The sequence below is a fragment of the Archangium gephyra genome (assembly GCF_042230915.1).
GTDB classification, from domain to species: domain Bacteria; phylum Myxococcota; class Myxococcia; order Myxococcales; family Myxococcaceae; genus Archangium; species Archangium gephyra_B.
This window is the reverse complement of record NZ_CP102578.1, coordinates 3792247-3809262: the sequence shown is the minus strand read 5'-3', so window position 1 is coordinate 3809262 and position 17016 is coordinate 3792247. Positions and strand designations below refer to the sequence as shown.

At 71.2% G+C, this 17016-nt stretch carries 12 protein-coding genes; 3 read left to right on the top strand and 9 right to left on the bottom strand.

From position 1 onward, the window contains the following. The first annotated feature begins 128 nt into the window (after positions 1-128). Positions 129-3941, top strand: a complete 3813-nt coding sequence (locus NR798_RS15310) for an ATP-binding protein (RefSeq protein ID WP_375772207.1) — start codon at positions 129-131, stop codon at positions 3939-3941. Positions 3942-3947: 6 nt separating this feature from the next. Here NR798_RS15310 and NR798_RS15305 read toward each other — a convergent pair whose 3' ends face one another. Both NR798_RS15305 and NR798_RS15300 read right to left on the bottom strand, forming a co-directional pair. Beyond that, positions 3948-4946, bottom strand: a complete 999-nt coding sequence (locus NR798_RS15305; protein ID WP_375772206.1) for a class I SAM-dependent rRNA methyltransferase — start codon at positions 4944-4946, stop codon at positions 3948-3950. After that, complete coding sequence (locus NR798_RS15300) at positions 4943-6304, bottom strand: amidohydrolase family protein (protein WP_375772205.1); 1362 nt, start codon at positions 6302-6304, stop codon at positions 4943-4945. Before NR798_RS15300 ends, NR798_RS15305 begins: the two co-directional genes overlap by 4 nt. 89 nt (positions 6305-6393) lie before the next feature. On the opposite strand from NR798_RS15300, the gene NR798_RS15295 reads away from it, so the two are divergent. Next, a complete protein-coding gene (locus NR798_RS15295; RefSeq protein WP_375772204.1) occupies positions 6394-7794 on the top strand; it encodes an MBOAT family O-acyltransferase in 1401 nt (466 codons plus the stop codon). Between the two features lie 11 nt (positions 7795-7805). Here the strand turns inward: NR798_RS15295 and NR798_RS15290 are convergent, their stop codons facing one another. From NR798_RS15290 to NR798_RS15265, 6 genes are all read right to left on the bottom strand, one after another. Beyond that, positions 7806-8225 (bottom strand): MGMT family protein, encoded by a 420-nt coding sequence (locus NR798_RS15290; protein WP_375772203.1) that lies wholly within the window; start codon positions 8223-8225, stop codon positions 7806-7808. A gap of 118 nt (positions 8226-8343) precedes the next feature. Continuing rightward, positions 8344-9453, bottom strand: a complete 1110-nt coding sequence (locus NR798_RS15285; protein ID WP_375772202.1) for an ankyrin repeat domain-containing protein — start codon at positions 9451-9453, stop codon at positions 8344-8346. Between the two features lie 222 nt (positions 9454-9675). After that, the gene (locus tag NR798_RS15280; protein WP_375772201.1) at positions 9676-11208 is read right to left on the bottom strand and encodes a hypothetical protein; all 1533 of its coding nucleotides are present in this window, start codon (positions 11206-11208) and stop codon (positions 9676-9678) included. A 171-nt stretch (positions 11209-11379) separates the two neighbouring features. Then, a complete protein-coding gene (locus NR798_RS15275) occupies positions 11380-12363 on the bottom strand; it encodes a hypothetical protein (protein WP_375772200.1) in 984 nt (327 codons plus the stop codon). Then, positions 12360-13778, bottom strand: coding sequence for a reverse transcriptase family protein (locus NR798_RS15270; protein WP_375772199.1), 1419 nt, complete (start codon positions 13776-13778; stop codon positions 12360-12362). The genes NR798_RS15275 and NR798_RS15270 overlap by 4 nt, the downstream gene beginning before the upstream one ends. Before the next feature lie 262 nt (positions 13779-14040). Next, positions 14041-14970, bottom strand: a complete 930-nt coding sequence (locus tag NR798_RS15265; RefSeq protein ID WP_375772198.1) for a hypothetical protein — start codon at positions 14968-14970, stop codon at positions 14041-14043. A gap of 121 nt (positions 14971-15091) precedes the next feature. Between NR798_RS15265 and NR798_RS15260 the strand changes: the two genes are divergently transcribed. After that, positions 15092-15907, top strand: coding sequence for an SDR family NAD(P)-dependent oxidoreductase (locus NR798_RS15260; RefSeq protein WP_375772197.1), 816 nt, complete (start codon positions 15092-15094; stop codon positions 15905-15907). Between the two features lie 130 nt (positions 15908-16037). Here NR798_RS15260 and NR798_RS15255 read toward each other — a convergent pair whose 3' ends face one another. Beyond that, a complete protein-coding gene (locus tag NR798_RS15255) occupies positions 16038-16931 on the bottom strand; it encodes a hypothetical protein (RefSeq protein ID WP_375772196.1) in 894 nt (297 codons plus the stop codon). Between the last annotated feature and the right edge of the window lie 85 nt (positions 16932-17016).

The window sequence follows — 17016 nt, the reverse complement described above, 5'->3', positions numbered from 1 at the left end:
GACCGTTCCCGTCCGGTCGTTTGTCTCCTGGGACAGGGAGCGGCCGCCGACGATGGCGGGACCTGCCCGGGCGAGGCGGACTCCCCACCGCTACTAGCCCGAACTGCCCTCGTGCATCGAGACCCGGAATGACCCAGCCCCACCCCCCCGCGCCTCGTGGTCCCGACTCGCAGGAGAGCTGTCTCGCGGAAGGGGGTGAGATGGGCGGGCTGGTGCGCGCCCTGGACTGGTCGAAGACGCCCCTGGGCCCCGCCGCCGGGTGGCCCACGAGCCTCAAGACCATGGTGGGCGTCGTGCTCCGCACCCGCTTCCCCATGCTGCTGTGGTGGGGACCCGACCTCATCCAGATCTACAACGACGGCTACCGGCCCATCCTCGGCGAGAAGCACCCCGCCTCCCTGGGCGTGCCCGCCATCCAGGTGTGGAGCGAGATCTGGGACGTCATCGGCCCCATGGCCCGGAGCGTGCTCGACGGGGGCCCGGGGACGTGGAACGAGTCCTTCCTGCTCCTCATCAACCGGCGCGGCTTCCCCGAGGAGACGTACCATACCTTCTCGTACAGCCCCGTCCCCGCCGAGGGGGGGCAGGTGGGCGGCGTCCTCGTCACGGTGAACGAGACGACCGAGCAGGTCCAGGACGACCGCCAGCTCCGGATGCTGGGAGCGCTGGCGGCGCGGGCCGCCGAGGCGAAGTCCGCGGAGCAGGCGTGCCTCACGGCCACGGACATCCTCGCGGAGAATGACGCCGATCTGCCCTTCTCGCTCCTCTATCTGCTGGATGCGGACGCCCGGGAGCTCCGGCTCGTCAGCACCAGCGGGCTGGAGCGCTACGAGGGCCCGGGCAGACCAGCGCGCGTGCCATTCGACTCCCGGTCCGCGGACACCGGGGGGTGGCCGTTCGCCGAGGCGGCGCGCACCGGACGCGAGGCCCTCGTCGAGAACCTCCCGGAGCGCTTCGGTCCCATGCCGGGAGGCCGCTGGGGAATTCCCTCGGAGCAGGCGGTGGTCCTCCCGCTGTCGCGGCCCGGGCAGCCCCACCCGTACGGGTTCCTGGTCTCCGGCGTCAGCCCGCGCCGCGTGCTGGATGACCGCTACCTGGGACTCTTCCGGCTGACGGCGGATCAGGTGGTGACGGCGATCGCCAACGCACGCGCCTACGAGGAGGAGCGCAAGCGCGCCGAGGCGCTGGCGGAGATCGACCGGGCGAAGACGGCCTTCTTCAGCAACGTCAGCCACGAGTTCCGCACGCCCCTGACGCTGATGCTCGGGCCGACGGAGGACGCGCTCGCCTCCCCCACGCGGGCGCTCACCGGCGGGAACCTGGAGACCGTCCACCGCAACGCGCTCCGGCTGCTGAAGCTCGTCAACTCGCTGCTGGACTTCGCGCGCATCGAGGCCGGCCGCGTCCAGGCCTCCTATGCGCCGGTGGACCTGGCGGAGCTGACGGCCGGCCTCGCGAGCGCCTTCCGCTCGGCCATCGAGCGCGCGGGGCTCACCTTCGAGGTCAGCTGCCCTCCCCTCCCCGAGCCGCTCTACGTGGATCAGGACATGTGGGAGAAGATCGTCCTGAACCTGCTCTCCAACGCGCTGAAGTTCACGTTCGAGGGCGCCATCCACGTGTCGCAGCGGTGGCTGGGCGATGGCGTGGAGCTGCGCATCCGCGACACGGGGACGGGCATCCCCGAGAGCGAGCTGCCCCACCTCTTCGAGCGCTTCCACCGCGTGCAGGGAGCGCGCTCGCGGACGCATGAGGGCTCGGGCATCGGCCTGGCCCTGGTGCACGAGTTGGTGCGCATGCACGGTGGCACCATCACCGCGGAGAGCACGCCCGGCCAGGGCACGGCGTTCACCGTCCGCATCCCGGCCGGGACGGCGCACCTGCCAAAGGAGCGGGTGGCGGCCCGCCGCTCGCAGACGTCCACGGCGCTCGGGGCGGCCACCTACGTGAACGAGGCGCTGCGCTGGCTGCCGGACGCGCCCGAGATGCCGTCCGTGGAGCCCTCGCGGCTGAGCACTCCCGTGCACCCGGTGATGGACATCGTGGCCGGGGCCCGCATCCTGCTCGCCGACGACAACGCGGACATGCGGGAGTACGTGGGCCGGCTGCTCGCCGAGCGCTGGAAGGTGGAGACAGTGGCGGACGGCGAGGCCGCGCTCGAGGCCGCACGCGCGCGGCCGCCGGACCTGGTGCTCACGGACGTGATGATGCCGGGCCTGGATGGCTTCGGCCTCCTGCGGGAGCTGCGGGCCGATGAGCGCACCCGCAACGTGCCCGTCATCATCCTGTCGGCGCGCGCGGGCGAGGAGGCGCATGTCGAGGGGCTCCGGGCGGGGGCCAATGACTACCTCGTGAAGCCGTTCTCGGCCCGGGAGCTGGTGGCACGGGTCGAGTCCCAGCTCGCGCGGGCCCGGCTGCGCACCGTGGAGGAGGAGCACCACCGGCGGCTCGCCCGGGTCTTCCAGCATGCGCCGGTGGGAATCGCGATCATGCGAGGCGCGGAGCATGTCATCGAGTACATGAACGCGAACTACCTCCAGCTCGTCTCGAACCGTGCGGTGGTGGGCCAGAATATTCGCGAGGCCCTTCCGGAGCTGGCCAACCAGGGCGTCTACGAGCTGCTGGACACCGTGTTCACGTCGGGCGAGCCGTTCGTCGGCAGGTCCGTGCGCATGCTGCTCAACCGCGGCGCGGGAGGAGCGCTGGAGGAGTGCTTCTTCGACTTCGTCTATCAGCCGATGCTCGACGAGGCGGGTCAGGTGGAGGGCATCGTGTCCGTGGCCTTCGATGTCACCGAGCTGGCGAACGCCCGGCGGGGAGCGGAGTCGGCGAACCGCGCCAAGGACGAGTTCCTCGCGATGCTCGGCCACGAGCTGCGCAATCCGCTGGCGCCCATCCTGACGGCGCTGCAGTTGATGCAGCTGCGAGGCACCGACGAGACGGAGCGGGAGCGCACCCTCATCGAGCGCCAGGTCAAGCACCTGGTACGGCTGGTGGATGACCTGCTCGACGTGTCGCGCGTGACGCGGGGCAAGGTGGAGCTCAAGCGGGAGAAGGTCGAGCTGGCCACGGTGGTGGCGAAGGCCATCGAGCAGGCCAGCCCGTTGATCGAACAGCGCGAGCACACGCTGACGGTGGAGGTGCCCCGGCACGGCCTGCACCTGGACGCGGACCCGACACGGCTCGCGCAGGTGTTCTCGAACCTGCTGACGAACGCCGCGAAGTACACCGAGCCCGGAGGCCGGATCTCCGTGAGCGCCGCGCAGGAGGGCGGCGAGGCCGTCGTCCGGGTCCGCGACAACGGAACGGGAATCGATCCCGAGACGCTGCCCCTGGTGTTCGACCTCTTCGTCCAGGAGAGCCAGGCCCTGGACCGGTCGCAGGGGGGGCTCGGGCTCGGGCTGGCCATCGTGCGGAGCATGGTCACGCTCCACGGGGGCAGTGTGAAGGTCCACAGCGAGGGACGGGGGCGCGGCAGCGAGTTCACGGTCCGGCTGCCCCTGTTGGAGGCCGGAGCGGTCCAGCCCGCGGCCGCTCCCGTCCAGGCGGAATCGAAACCGCCCGCGCGCGACACCGTGCCTGGCCGCGTCCTCGTCGTCGACGACAACAAGGACGCCGCCGACATCCTCTCCGAGTCGCTCATGGTCCTGGGGTGCGAGACGCAGGTGGCCTATGACGGCCCGAGCGCCTTGAAGCTGGCGGAGGCGTTCCAGCCCGAGGTGGCCCTGCTGGACATCGGCCTGCCCGTCATGGACGGCTACGAGCTGGCGCGCCTGCTGCGTCAGCGGTACGCGGAGCGGGGCATCCGGCTCATCGCCGTGACGGGCTACGGCCAGTCCTCGGACCGGCAGCAGTCCAAGGAGGCCGGCTTCGATGCCCACCTCGTCAAGCCGCTGGATCTCGACGTGCTGGAGTCGCTGCTCAAGCGCCTGGCGGCGTCCTGAAGGCCCTCACGGCAGCTCGAGCACCCGCACCTTGAGGGCGGCCGGGTGCGCGGGGGACGCGGGGAAGTCCGCCGGCGAGGGGCCCAGGGACAGCATCCCCCTGCCCGTGCGCCTCGCCCGGGACACGCCCTCCGTCACCATCGCCTCGAAGCGCCGGGGCTCCAGCGTGGCGAGGTTGCAGCACGCCACCAGCCGGCCTCCGGGCGCCACCACCCGGGCAGCGGCCTCGGCCAGCTGCGCGTAGTCCCTCGCGGCGGAGAAGCGGCTGGTGCGCGTGGTGGCGAACGAGGGCGGATCCGCCACCACCACGTCGAACGTCTCCCCCTTGCGCGCCAGCCGGCCGAGCCAGTCGAAGACATCCCCCGCCACGTAGTCATACCGGTCCACCGGCTGGCCGTTGAGGCGCGCGTTCTCCTCGCCCCAGTCCAGCACGCGGCGGCTGGCGTCGATGTTGAGCACCCGCTTCGCCCCGCCCGCCGTGGCCGCCACGCCGAAGCCGCACGTGTACGAGAAGAGGTTGAGCACGGTGAGGCCCCGCACCTCTCCGGCCAGCCACGCCCGCGTGTCGCGCATGTCCAGGTAGAGGCCCACCGAGAGCCCCTGCGCCGGACGGATGAGGAAGCGCAGCCCGTTCTCCAGCGCCACCAGCGACTCCACCGGCTCGCCACGCTCGGCCTGCTCGGGGGCGAGCTGCTCCTTCGCCACGTTGGCCAGGTGGCGCGCCTCCCGGGGCCGGCGCTTGAGGTACACGCTGCGCGGCGCCCAGGCCGCCTCCAGGCCCTCCAGCAGCGCCTGCTCCTCGGCCGGGGAGAAGTCCCGGTAGAGGCTCACCACATGAAGGGACTCGGAGGGGGACTCGAAGACGTCCACCGTCACGTCGGGGACACCGTCCGGCTCGCCGTTGACCAGCCGGAAGGCGGTGGTGCGCGGGTCCTCGCGCAACGGGGCGCGCCGCTCGCGGGCCTGGCGGAGCAGCTCCACCAGGGAGGCCGTGCCCGCGCTCATCCCTGGCGCACCGGCCAGAAGTGGGCCGCGGCCTCCGGAATCCGGGTCCGCGACCACATCCGCGAGAGCACGAGGGACGCCTCGCGCGCCAGCACCACCTCGTCCATGCCGAGCAGCTGCCCCTCGCGCACGGTGACGCGGCCGTCCACGATGTTCCACGCCACCCGGGAGCGCCCGAGCTGGCCCAGCAGGAATGGGGCCTGCCCGCTGTCGGGATCCAACGCGGGCACGAAGTCGAACACCACCAGGTCCGCCAGCCGCCCCTCCTCCACCGAGCCGGAGGGCACGCCGTAGAGGCGGGAGCACAGCTCGGCCGGGCCGTCCGCGAAGAGCTGCACCAGCACGCCGTCGGGGTCCACCAGCCGCGCGCCCCGCGCCGCGCCCATCGCCGTGACGAGCGCGGCGGTGACGGCGTCCCAGAGGTTGCCATGCCCGGCGCTGCCCAGGCCAATCAGGTTCTGACGCCCATGCAGCGTCTCCAGCGCCCGGCCACTGGGCTCGATGAGGAGCGCCGCCCCTGGCCCGAGCGCCACGAGCGTCCCCGTCTCCGCCAGGCGCACGGACTCGGTGTCGTCCACGGCGCGCGCGTACGCGGCCACCGACAGCGGCCCGAGCAGCCCGAAGGCCTCCAGCCGCGGCACCACCCGTTGGAAGTGCTGCTCCCAGGTGGTGGCCAGGTCATGGTCGCCCTCGGAGAGGTGGAACACGACGGGCGCTCCAGAGGACTCGCGCAGGCGGCTGAGCTTCTGCAACAGGGGATTGGCGCACGTCCACGAGGCGTGGAAGCCGAGCGCGCCGCGCACCAGCGGATGGGAGCCGCGGCGCCGCACGAAGTCGGCATTGGCCTCCGCCTGGGCCTGGGCCTCGGTGGTCCCCTCGAGGCTGGTGGTGGCATGGCTCGCCACCAGCCGCAGGCCGAGCTGCTCCGCGGCACGGGCCTGGGCATCGAGGGCCCCGGCCACGTCCCCCGGGCACGACAGGTGGTCCACCACCAGGGTGACGCCCGAGCGCAGCGCGCGGGCCATGGCGTACAGGGAGAGCACCTCCACGTCCGAGGCGGTGAGCAGGGCGGCCAGACGCCGCTCGTGCTCCAGGCGGACCTGGGGCGGGTGCAGGAGGAGCTCGCCCGAGGTGGGGACGAGCAGATCCCCCACGAGGTGGGCATGGCAGTCCACGAGGCCCGGCATCACCAGCCGGCCCCGGCAGGAGACCTCCCAGTCCCCGGGGAGCACGGGCACCTCGGCGTCGGGAGCGACACGGCGGATGAGGCCATCCTCGATGACGATGGCCATGCCGGCACGTCCACGGCCGTCGGCGCGGAAGATGGAGCAGTTCTTGAGGACCAGGCGGCCTTCCATAAGGGGGCCGAGTATACGCATGGAGCGGGCGGGTGGATCGCCCGGGTATGCGGGAAGCTTACGGCCCGGGTAGGATGGGGGCTCCGCGGATGCTCTTCAACACGGCCCTGTTCGGCGTCTTCTTCCTGGCCTTCTTCGTGGCCTTCCACTTCGTGGCCCGCTCGCGCGGGGCCCGGCTGTGGCTCGTCACGGGGGGGAGCCTCGTCTTCTACGGGGCGTGGGACGTGCGTTTCGTGCCGCTGCTGCTGGGCACGGCGCTGTTGGACTTCTGGCTGGCGCGGGAGATCGGCCGCTCGGAGGACGCGCGGCGCAGGCGGCTGTTACTGGTAGTGAGCCTGACCGCCAATCTGGGTGTGCTCGCGCTCTTCAAGTACGCGCGGTTCTTCGCGGACTCGGCGCACGGGCTGCTGGCGCTGCTCGGGGTGGCGGCGCCGGAGCCCACGTTCTCGCTGCTGCTGCCAGCGGGCATCTCCTTCTACACGTTCCAGAGCATGAGCTACACCATCGACGTGTACCGGGGTGAGCTGAAGGCGAGGGAGCGGCCGGAGGAGTTCGTGGCGGCGGTGTCCTTCTTCCCGCACCTGGTAGCGGGGCCCATCATCCGGGCGTCGGTGCTGCTGCCCCAGTTCGAGCGGATGGAGCCGCCGCGGTGGGAGCAGGTGCAGCGCGGCTACCTGCTCATCGCGGTGGGGCTGTTCAAGAAGACGCTGGCGGACCTGCTGGCGCCGGTGGCGGATGGGCTCTTCGGGAGCACGGGGCCGGTGGGCGCGCTGGAGAGCTGGACGGGGGCGCTGGCCTTCACGGGGCAGATCTACGCGGACTTCTCGGGCTACACGGACATCGCCATCGGGGTGGCGCTGCTGCTGGGCTTCGTGCTGCCGCCGAACTTCGATCTGCCCTACCTGGCCACGTCGCCGGTGGACTTCTGGAGGCGCTGGCACCTGTCGCTGTCCACGTGGCTGCGCGATTACCTGTACATCCCGCTGGGCGGCAACCGGACCGGGCGCTACCGCAACCTGATGCTCACCATGCTGCTGGGCGGGCTGTGGCACGGGGCCAACTGGACGTTCGTGCTGTGGGGCGCGTACCACGGGCTGCTGCTGGTGGCCTCGCATGTGCTGGCGGCGCGGCTGCCCCGGCTGTCCGGAGCGGCCACGCCCCCGGCGCTCCAGTGGGTGAAGCGGGCCGGGACGTTCTACCTGGTGGTGCTCGGGTGGGTGCTGTTCCGCGCGGACAGCCTGGGCTCGGCGCTGCGGGTGCTGGGGGGCATGCACGCGCCCCAGGTGGCCTCGGACGTCTCGAGGGCCTCGGTGCTGACGCTGGCGCTGGTGGGCGCGGGGCTGGTGGTGTGCCACGGCGTGTCCGCGCTCGCCGAGCGCACCGGACTGCAACGGCGCCCTGCCCTGCTCTGGCCCGCGGTGGCCACGTGCATGGCCGTGGCCATGGTCATTGGCACACCGGGGCAGAGCTTCATCTACTTCCAGTTCTGAGGCACGGCGGCTCAGAACAGGCGCATCTGGGACTTGTCCTCGTCCTTGCCCGAGCTGCGCGCGGGCAACGGGGTGAAGCCGTGCTTCGCCGCCCACTCCGGGCTCGGCCCGGCCCAGCGGAAGCGGTCCAGGTACACCTTGCCCTTCTCGTCGAACTCGACGCCCTCGGCCACCAGCAGCTCGCGCTGGTTGTAGCCCTGCGTGCTGATGCCTCCCGAGCGGTTGATGATCCGCTGCCAGGGCACCTTGGCCGCGCGCGGCCCCAGGTCGCCCATCGCGAGCCCCACGATGCGCGCATCGCACCCGCCTCCCACGATGATCGCGATGTCACCGTAGGTGGACACCTGGCCGTGCGGCACCTGCTCGACGACCTGGTAGATGCGCTCGAAGAACCTTCGCTCCTGCATGGTGATGGTAACGGTCGTGGACATGTCTTCTCCAGTCAGGTCTCGCGTCCTACCTCAGAGAACCTGTCCAGGGAAGTTGGTGCTACGTCCGGCGTCATGTACCCGACCCGACACGTGGAGTTGGCAGGGCTCGCCTCCAGACTCAGCAGCCGGAGGGCAGCTGGAGCTCCAGCGTCTTGACGGCGCCGGAGGCGAGGCGCAGACGGATGTGCATACGGTGGATGATTGGTCTGGCACTCTCCGGAGACCGCCGCAGCACCGCGAGCCAGCGCGGCCGGTCCTCCGCAGACAGCGGCGCCCCGGACTCGAACGCCGCTTCGAGCTCGCCGGGCGTGAAGGCGGGAAAGGGGGCCGGCAGCGCCTCCAGGCCGATGAGCTGCCAGCGTCCGGGAGCGAGCGCGGGCGCGACCTTCCAGGCGGAGCGGCCCGTCTTCCAGCCGGTGAGCTCGACGTGCGGCCCCTCATCCGAGACCTGCATCACCGACTCGGTCTGCTGGGCCACCTCCGCGGGTACCGGCTGGCCGTCCGGCCCGTCCACGGCCAGCACAAGCTCCCCGTCCATGAGGGCCTCCTCCAGCGGGCTCCCCGGCTCCAGCGGCACCGACACGGCCTCGGCTGCGCTCGTGAGGAGCCGTACATGCAGCCGGCGGAAGACGAGTCCACGCCCCTGCCAGCCCCACTCCTCCGCCAGCTGGACGCCAGCGCCAGAGGACACGGGCAACGCGACTCGAACCGCGGTCCGCTCCGGGGCACTCGGCGCGCGGGCACCCAACGACAGCAGTTCCCGCACCAGCTCGATGTGGCCACGCCGGGCCGCGACCTCCAGGGGCGTCTCACCCGCGCGGTTGGCCCGGTCCACGTCCGCCCCCGCGCGCACCACCGCGCGCAGCAGCTCGACAGGGGGCTCCTCTCGCGAGGCCGTCGCCGCGATACGTCCTACCAGCGTAAGCCCCTGGGCGTCCTCGGCGCGGGCGTTCGCTCCACCCGCCACGAGCAACTCGACCATGGGCGCGTCGGTGGCGAGCATCAGCGGCGTGTTGGCCCGGGCGTCCTGCGCGTTGGGATCCGCACCCGCCTGGAGAAGCTGCCGCACCAGGGCGCGGTCGCCCCGGACCACCGCGGCGTGCAGCGCGTCCGCCCGCCCACGCCGCGGCCGGCCGGAGACATCCTCCGCACGGACGGGAACAGGCGGCAACATCAGGAGGGCGGCGAGCAACGTCAGGAAGAGGCCAGGAAGGCGCATCGTCAGCATCCAATCGCGGGGGTCGGCCCTCGTTCAGCAAGAAGCCTGCCACCTTGAGCCGAGTGGCCGAGGAGGGCCGCTGACGGGAGCCCCCCCGGGCTCCGGCTCAGAGCTTCACGCCCCCGCCGAGCCGCTCGAGCAACGGCTCCAACTGCCGGGCGCAGAGCGCCATGTCCCGGAGGTCCAGCAGGCGCAGCTTCGGCAGCGCCTTCTTGGAGCGGAAGGCGGGCGCTACACCGCGATGCGCGGCTTGCTCGTCCCAGTGGAGCGCAGCGCCTCCAGCAGCTTCAGCCCTGGATAGAAGTTGTCCGCCGAGGCCTCCACGCTCATGGCAGCCCCCGTCTCGTTGCCGATGAACACACGGCAGGTCCCCTGCTCCATGGAGAGCCGTAGCTCCGCGTTGTACGGCACCAGCTGGGACTCACCCTTGCCGAACAGCTTCGGGACCTGGACCACCAACCCGTCCTTCGTGAATCGGGCATGAAACCCCCAGGGAACCTCCTCGCCCCGCTTCAACCGCTCGAGCAGACGGGCCGCGACCATGCCGGACACCCGTTCGCGCAGCATCTCCAGGTCCGAGTCATTCCCTAACGCATCATGGTGGACGTAACTGATGCTCCTGGCTCCCGGTCCTGGGGTGAAGCACAGGTTCACTCTCGTGCCCGCGTACGTCCCGTTCAGGTAGTACTGAACCGTGAAGTACTGAAAGCCGGCGACCTCCGAGAAGCGCAGCACCCGGTTGCCAAGGAGCGATCGCGTGGAGACACCGTGCTCGTACACGCAGATGTGGGCGACGGCCAGGTGGGCGAACCCCAGCACCAGGATTCCGCCAAAAGCCAGGCCGAAGCCGATGCCGAACCAGTTATCGGGCCAGCTCCAGGTGATGAGCCACCTGGCGATCCACAACGAGAGGCCCGCCATGATCCAGCAGACCGCTTGGAGCCCGATGCCCTTCCTCTTCTGGAAGACGGCGCGCCCCAGGACGCCGGACGTGGGCCGCGTGCGGACTGGGAGCTGGCGCTGCGCCATCACGCTCAGCAGCCACGCGTTGGCGCTCGCCGCCGGGACGGCGAAGAAGGGCATCTCCTCGCCCGAGCGCCAGAAGGAGACCTTGCCGTCGAACAGGTCGACATGGGCGAGTTCGCCCAGGCGTACCGGCGCCTGCCCCTTCACGTGCAGCCCATGCGTGTCGAGCGTCCAATCCTTGCCATGGAGTGAGCCGCCCGTGCCGATCCGGGCCTGCGCCGCGTCGGCGAGCCTGTCCACCAACTGCGCCACCACCGCACCAAAGGCCCGCTCGGTCTGAGCCTCCGCGAAGTGGATGATGCGGTGGCCGCCGCCCGGCCACGCGAAGCTCAGTGTCCGCAGCGTGCCCGCGTCCTGGCCGTTGTTCTCCAGCGTCCTCTCACGCAGCGAGAAGCCCTGCACCTGGGAGTAGGGAATGGCCTGCTCAACGCCCTTGTGCGAGATGAGCACGCCGTGCTCGTGCAGGGTGAGCGCATAGCGGAGTGAGAAGCGGCGCAACGGATTGACGAGGGCCGCCACCACGAGAACCGCGCCGAAGACGAGGCACCGCTCTCCGAACACGCGTTCGTTGCTGGCATTGGACGTGGTCAGGAAGCCGCCGATCATCCCCACCAGGGCGGCCAGATAGAGCAAGGCGATGGAGCGCTGGAAGACACGGAAGGGCGGAGGACCGAACTCCATACGGTTGACAGTCACCGCGCCCAGGTGGACCTGCGCCGCACTACCGACTGCGTTCATGGACATTTCAAAGCCCCCCCGGTAGCGGACTCTATTCAGCCCGGGCGACGGTACGTGATGAGGACGTCATCGACCGTCCGCGGACGAACATGACGGGGGAGCCTTCATCCGAGAGGGCCAACAGGCAACCCACCGCGGCGCTCAGCCCCAGGACGACTCCCGGGCTCCAGCTCAGAGCTTCACGCCCCAGCCGAGCCGCTTGAGCAGCGGCTCCAACTGACGGGCGGAGAGCGCCATGTCCCGGAGGTCCAGCAGGCGCAGCTTCGGCAGCGCCTTCTTGGAGCGGAAGGCCAGCGCGCCCTCCTCGCTCAGCTCGTTGCGCGCCAACTCCAGCCGCTGGAGGTTCACCAGCACCTCGCTCGCCGCGAGCACCTCCGCGGCCTCGTCGGTGAGCCCGTCGCGGTTGAGGGCGAGCAGCTCGAGCCGCCCGAGCCGCTCAGCGCCCGCCAGCGCGGCGATGCCCTCCTCGGAGATTCCCGTGCCCGACAGGTACAGGCGCTCCAGCGAGAAGCGGCACTCCGCGAGCGCCTCGGCGAACTCGTCCCCGAAGCCGTCATTCTCCGTCAGGCTCAGCGAGCGCAGGCCCGTCAGCACCGCGCTCTGCGACAGCGCGGCCACGCCCTCCGGATCCACGCAGGGGAGCACCAGCCCTTCCAGCCGCCCGGCATGCGCGGCCGAGGCGAGCACCCGCGCCGCCTCGTCCGCATCCTTCTCCGCCGTCAGCTTCAGCCAGCGGATCTGCTCGAACCATGGCTGTGCCGCCGCCCTCTCCAGCCCCTTCCCGTCGCGCACCGCCAGCCGCACCCGGTGGATGGGCTCCAGCGCGAGCAGCGTCTCCCCGTGCTCGGCGAGGCTCTGCTCCGAGAGGGATACCTCCTCGACGAACCCCCGGGAGAACTCGAATCCGGACGCGCCCAGCGCCTCCAGCCGGCCCCTCCACGCCTTCCCGTGCTCCCGCAGCAGCGCGTCCACCTGCTTGCGCAGCGTGAGCCGCCGCGCCGGATCCATCCCCCGCTCCGTGAGCGCCACCTGTGCCCCGATGAGTTCGGCGCGTGGAGCATCGTGCTCGCGAAGGGCCTCCGCACAGGCCAGCCGGGCCTCCAGCGCGTCCGGGTGCGCGGCCACCCGTGCCAGCAGCTCACGCGGCGCACTCATCGGCCGAGCAGCTCCTTCACCTCGCGCTGCCAGCGCGCGCCCAGCTCCGGGTGCACCATGCGGACATAGGCCGCGTAGCCCTCCAGCCAGCGCTCGAAGTCCGGCCGGCCCCGGGCCTGTGAGGCCACCCCGTGCTGGCGGCAGTTGGCGAGGATCGCCTTGAAGCGGCGCCGCTCCTCGCGCGGGATGGAGACCTTCTGGTTCACCGTGAGGCCCGTCACCCGCTGGCGCGAGCCCTGGCGCATCACCCGCCGCTTCGCGCCATTCTCGGTGAAGCCCTCCTGCTGGAGGATGGCGTTGAGCCACCAGAAAAAGCGGCCCAGGCGCTCGGGAGGCGCGCGGAAGGAGAAGGACAGGTCGTCCGCGTAGCGGGTGTACGTGGCGCCGAACTTCCCGGCCAGCGCGGTGAGGCGCGCATCCATGCGCCGGCACACGAGGTTGGCGATGGCCGGCGACGTCGGCGCGCCCTGCGGCAGCACGCCCGGCCACACCACCGTCCCGTCCGGCAGCTTCGAGCGGTGCGTGGTGAGCCCGGCGAGCACGCCAGCCACCTCGTCCCCATAGCCGTGCGCCAGGAACAGGCCCTTCACCCGGCGGTAGTGCACCGTGGGGAAGAAGTCCTCCAGGTCCACCCGCACCACCGCCGTGGCCCCCACGTGGGGCTCGGCGTTGCTCACCGTGGAGCGGCCCGCGATGAAGCCGTGCGCGGCCGGGTGCGGCGTCATGCGCGCGAGCACCTGGTCGAGGATCGCCCGCTGTACCTCCTTGAGCGTCTGGCGCGGCGCCGAGATGCGACGTACCCCACCCGAGCGCTTGGGCACCTCGAACTCCACGTACCCCGAGCCGGCCTCCGTGCCCGGACGCATCAGCGCGTCCAGCGCGGACTCCTCCACGCCCACCAGCTCCGCCACGTCTGCCCGGGTGCGCAGCGCGGGCAGCTCGCCCGAGGTGGGCGGCGGGCGCTTCACCCGCCTGTACCCGCGGATCTCATTCGCGAAGAGGCCGAAGTTCCAACCGGTGGGGTTCCACCCGCCCACCGCGCCATGGCGGTAGCGGGGCTCGACCCGGAGATCCGGCGGCGCCACGTCCGCGAGCCCCAACTGGCGCACCGCCGCGCGCGCGGTCTGGGCCACCCGGGTGTCGGGATCCTTCACCCGCTGGCGCAACAGCCGGGCCGCCGTGGCGCTGGAGAAGAGCAGCGGGAGGTGCCGCACGCCCTTCAGCCGCTCGCGCGGGTCCACGCTGCGCAGCTTGCGCTCGACGGGCCCCTGCCAGAAACGGCTCACGTAGAAGCGCGCCACCTCGTACTCGGCCAGCCCCTGGTGACGCTCCAGCAGCTCGGTGATGCGCTCGAAATGGGCATCGGGGTCCGCCAGCAGGGGCTTGAGCTCGAGGAGGAGGCTGGCGAGGTTCATGCGCTGTCCCGGAACGGCCGAGGTGAAACCGGTGCTCCTGGAGCCGCCGCCACCTGCACGGCAGAGGCAGACGAGGTCAGGGTAGCCCGCGAGGCGGACCTCGTACTGCATCGTTCTTCAATGGGTAACGTCAGCAGCCGCGACGTGACATCGCGGACGGAAGGCTGGCTGCACACGGCCCCAGGAGCACCGGGCCCAAGCTCACCACAACCCGGACGCAGTGGAAAGACCACCCGGGCCCGGCCGGGGCTCCCGTCCCGGACTACTGCTCCGGCTTCACCCCCTTGTCCTCGAGGCACTCGTCCGTGAAGACGCGGCAGCACTTGAAGCCGAGCGCCTTGCGCCGGACCTTCACCAGGCGCCGCTCGTCCCAGGACACCTCGAGCTCGGACAGGGAGAAGCTCTCGTAGCGGTTGTCCGTTGCTTCTTCCCGGACGTTGTACGCGTCGCAGTCGAGCTTCCGCTCCGGGTCCCGCTCCATGTCACGCAGGAGCCTGAGGTCGCGGACGGCCGTGCCGGGGCGGCTGACGTTGATGAGGGGGCAGTGTTCGGAGCGGACACAGGAGAGGAAGTCCACACCCAGCGGCGCGAGCCTGCCATCCACCGCCCGCCCCTCCACCATCAGGACGAGCACCACCGGCCCGAACTCGGCGTCCTGGCCCTGGGGCGGCGTCCATCCCGCCCAGGGGATGTGGAAGAACTCGAGCTTGTGCCGGGGACTGCCCGTCCCCCAGGTCATCCGGAACCAGGGCTCGCCGGAGCCCTGCCGCATCATCGGGAGCGAGGGACAGGCCATCGGCCGCGGGTCGCGGATCTTCCGGACAGAGGCCTTCACAGGCACCGAGAGCGCCTTGCCGATGGCACGCAGCATGTCCGTGGTGGAGCCCGCGCTGGCCTCGGTGGAACAGACGCCCAACGACACCACCCAGAAGCCAGGCCGGAGCCCGGGGACTTTCGAGGACTCCTCGACGCGGGGGTACCCCGAGGGCACCGCGAGCACCTCGGGCCAGGAGGAGGCCGTGAACCGCTCCAGCTCCTTCTTCGCCTCCTCGGCGGTGGACGCACTGCTCCAGAGGACGAGGAAGCGCTCCTCGTCCGCCCGCGCCCCGGCGGGCGACAGGCACACCAGGAGGAGCCACAGCCATCCCCACCACCCCAGGCCTCTCCCACCACCGGGAGCATTCATGTCCATGTCGAGCACCGGGAAAGACCTCACCACAGGCCGGCTCGGCGTGGAAAGGGCAGCGGCCCCACGAGGCAGAAGCCCGCGGCTCGGCCTTCCTCTTCGCAGCTGTGCCTGTCAGGCTCCGGCCATGGCTGACTTGATCCTCACCGGCGCCTCGCGCGGTATCGGCCACGCGCTGGCGCTCGCCCTGGCGGAGAAGCACGCAGCTCGTCTCGTCCTCGTCGCCCGCGACCGCGCCCGCCTGGATGCCCTCGTCGCCACCGTCGAGCAGAAGGGCGGCCGCGCCATCGCCGTACCGGGTGACCTCTCGTCGAAGGCCGAGGCCCGCGCCCTCGGACAGCGCCTCGCCGAGACCGTCACCCCGGGCGCGACGCTCGTCCACAATGCCGGGCTGTGGCCGTCCAAGCGGGAGCTCACACCCGAGGGCCTCGAGGCCGCCTTCGTCGTCAATCACCTGGCGCCGCTGGTGATGCAGCAGGCGCTCCTCGATGCCGGGCGCCTGCGCCGCATCCTGGTGGTAAGCGCCGGATTGATCCTCAAGGGGCACTTCGACGCGGCCCGCACACCCACCGGGGGGGACTTCTCCGGCATCCGCACCTACTGCAACACCAAGCTCTGCTTCGCCCTCGCCATGCGCGACGTGGCGGCCGCCCACCCGGAGCTGGATGTCGTCGTGCTCCACCCCGGCGTGGTGCGCACGGACCTCGGGGCGCGTCCGGGTCCGCTCGGCTGGCTGCTGTCGCTCGTGAAGCGCGGCTGGGAGGCCCCCGAGGTGTGTGCCGCACGCCTCGCGCGCATCCTCGAGCGCGAGCGCTGGTCCCCCGCTGGCGAGGCCCGCTGGCTCGTCGAGGAGCAGGAACAGCCGTGGCCCGCCGTCGCCCAGGACGAGGCCACACGGCGCGCGGTGCGGGACACCACCGCTCGCCTGCTCACCGCCGCGTGACTCCCTCCAGCCGGAGAACCCGGGCTCGCTCGGTCTACTGTCCGATCGACTGGGGCGGCGGCCTGGCGCTGGAGATGGGCAAGTAGCACTTGCCTTCTATACGGCCGCCCATCCTCCGGGGCTGAACGCCTCAGCCGCAGGAGCCGCAGTCGCGGTTGCAGCTGTCGGGGCGGTTGCCGGTACCGCAGGACTCGGAGGGCTGGCAGATGCCATCACCGCACGTGTAGATCTCCTCGGGGCGGAGCCGGGTGGTGAGGGAGTGGTAGGTGACACCATTGAAGGTGCACTGCGCGAAGTACGTCCCCGTGAGGTCGAACCGGCAACGCCCGTGGCAGCTCCCCACATGGACGAGCGGCGGGCACGCGTTGCCGCCCGAGAGCGCACAGGCGCGGAGGCTGCTCTGCGCCGGGGGCAGCACACCCTGGTCGTTTCCGACGAAGAGCCCCTCGCCGTTGAAGAGGTTCCCGAAGAAGCAGCCCTCCCGGATGGTGAAGCTGCCCAGCTCCGAGGCCGTGGCGGGAATGGGCCGCCCCTGCGCGGTAGTGCCCAGGACGGAGATCTGAACGGTGCGCCCGTACTTGTTGACGAGGGCGCCCAGGCAGGCGGAGACGACCTGCTGCTCCTCCAGGGTCGCGGGCGAGCCGTGGGACCAGCCCGGTGCCAGCCCGAGGCCACCGCTCCAGACATAGGTGGCCGTGCCAGCCGAGTACGTCCGGGTCTGTCCGGCCGGGACGGCGCAATGGACCAGGTACTTCATGAAGAGGTTGGACTCCGCCGGGTGCTGCTGGAACCAGGTGGAGAAGCTGGCGCTGGACAGGCCGTTGAAAGCCAGGCCGTTGAAAGCCAGCCCATTGAACGCCAGGCCGTTGAAGGCCAGCCCATTGAACGCCAGGCCGTTGCCATCCTCGAGCGCCTGGACCGCCGTACGGCCAGACTCCTCGGGCGGGTTCGAGGGTTCTTCCACCGGGCCACAGCCCACGGCGAGGACCAGCAGCATCACTCCGAACACTTGGGTGGCTTTCATGATGTCTTCCCCGGAGCCCGGAAGGGTGGGCTCCTGAGGAAGTGTCGCCGTTCGGGTACGTGCTGGTGCTTGGCGCACATTGGCT

Coding starts and splice junctions, on each gene's coding strand:
- NR798_RS15310 (WP_375772207.1), top strand. CDS start 129: ATGACCCAGCCCCACCCCCCCGCGCCTCGTGGTCCCGACTCGCAGGAG.
- NR798_RS15305 (WP_375772206.1), bottom strand. CDS start 4,946: ATGAGCGCGGGCACGGCCTCCCTGGTGGAGCTGCTCCGCCAGGCCCGC.
- NR798_RS15300 (WP_375772205.1), bottom strand. CDS start 6,304: ATGGAAGGCCGCCTGGTCCTCAAGAACTGCTCCATCTTCCGCGCCGAC.
- NR798_RS15295 (WP_375772204.1), top strand. CDS start 6,394: ATGCTCTTCAACACGGCCCTGTTCGGCGTCTTCTTCCTGGCCTTCTTC.
- NR798_RS15290 (WP_375772203.1), bottom strand. CDS start 8,225: ATGTCCACGACCGTTACCATCACCATGCAGGAGCGAAGGTTCTTCGAG.
- NR798_RS15285 (WP_375772202.1), bottom strand. CDS start 9,453: ATGCTGACGATGCGCCTTCCTGGCCTCTTCCTGACGTTGCTCGCCGCC.
- NR798_RS15280 (WP_375772201.1), bottom strand. CDS start 11,208: ATGAACGCAGTCGGTAGTGCGGCGCAGGTCCACCTGGGCGCGGTGACT.
- NR798_RS15275 (WP_375772200.1), bottom strand. CDS start 12,363: ATGAGTGCGCCGCGTGAGCTGCTGGCACGGGTGGCCGCGCACCCGGAC.
- NR798_RS15270 (WP_375772199.1), bottom strand. CDS start 13,778: ATGAACCTCGCCAGCCTCCTCCTCGAGCTCAAGCCCCTGCTGGCGGAC.
- NR798_RS15265 (WP_375772198.1), bottom strand. CDS start 14,970: ATGGACATGAATGCTCCCGGTGGTGGGAGAGGCCTGGGGTGGTGGGGA.
- NR798_RS15260 (WP_375772197.1), top strand. CDS start 15,092: ATGGCTGACTTGATCCTCACCGGCGCCTCGCGCGGTATCGGCCACGCG.
- NR798_RS15255 (WP_375772196.1), bottom strand. CDS start 16,931: ATGAAAGCCACCCAAGTGTTCGGAGTGATGCTGCTGGTCCTCGCCGTG.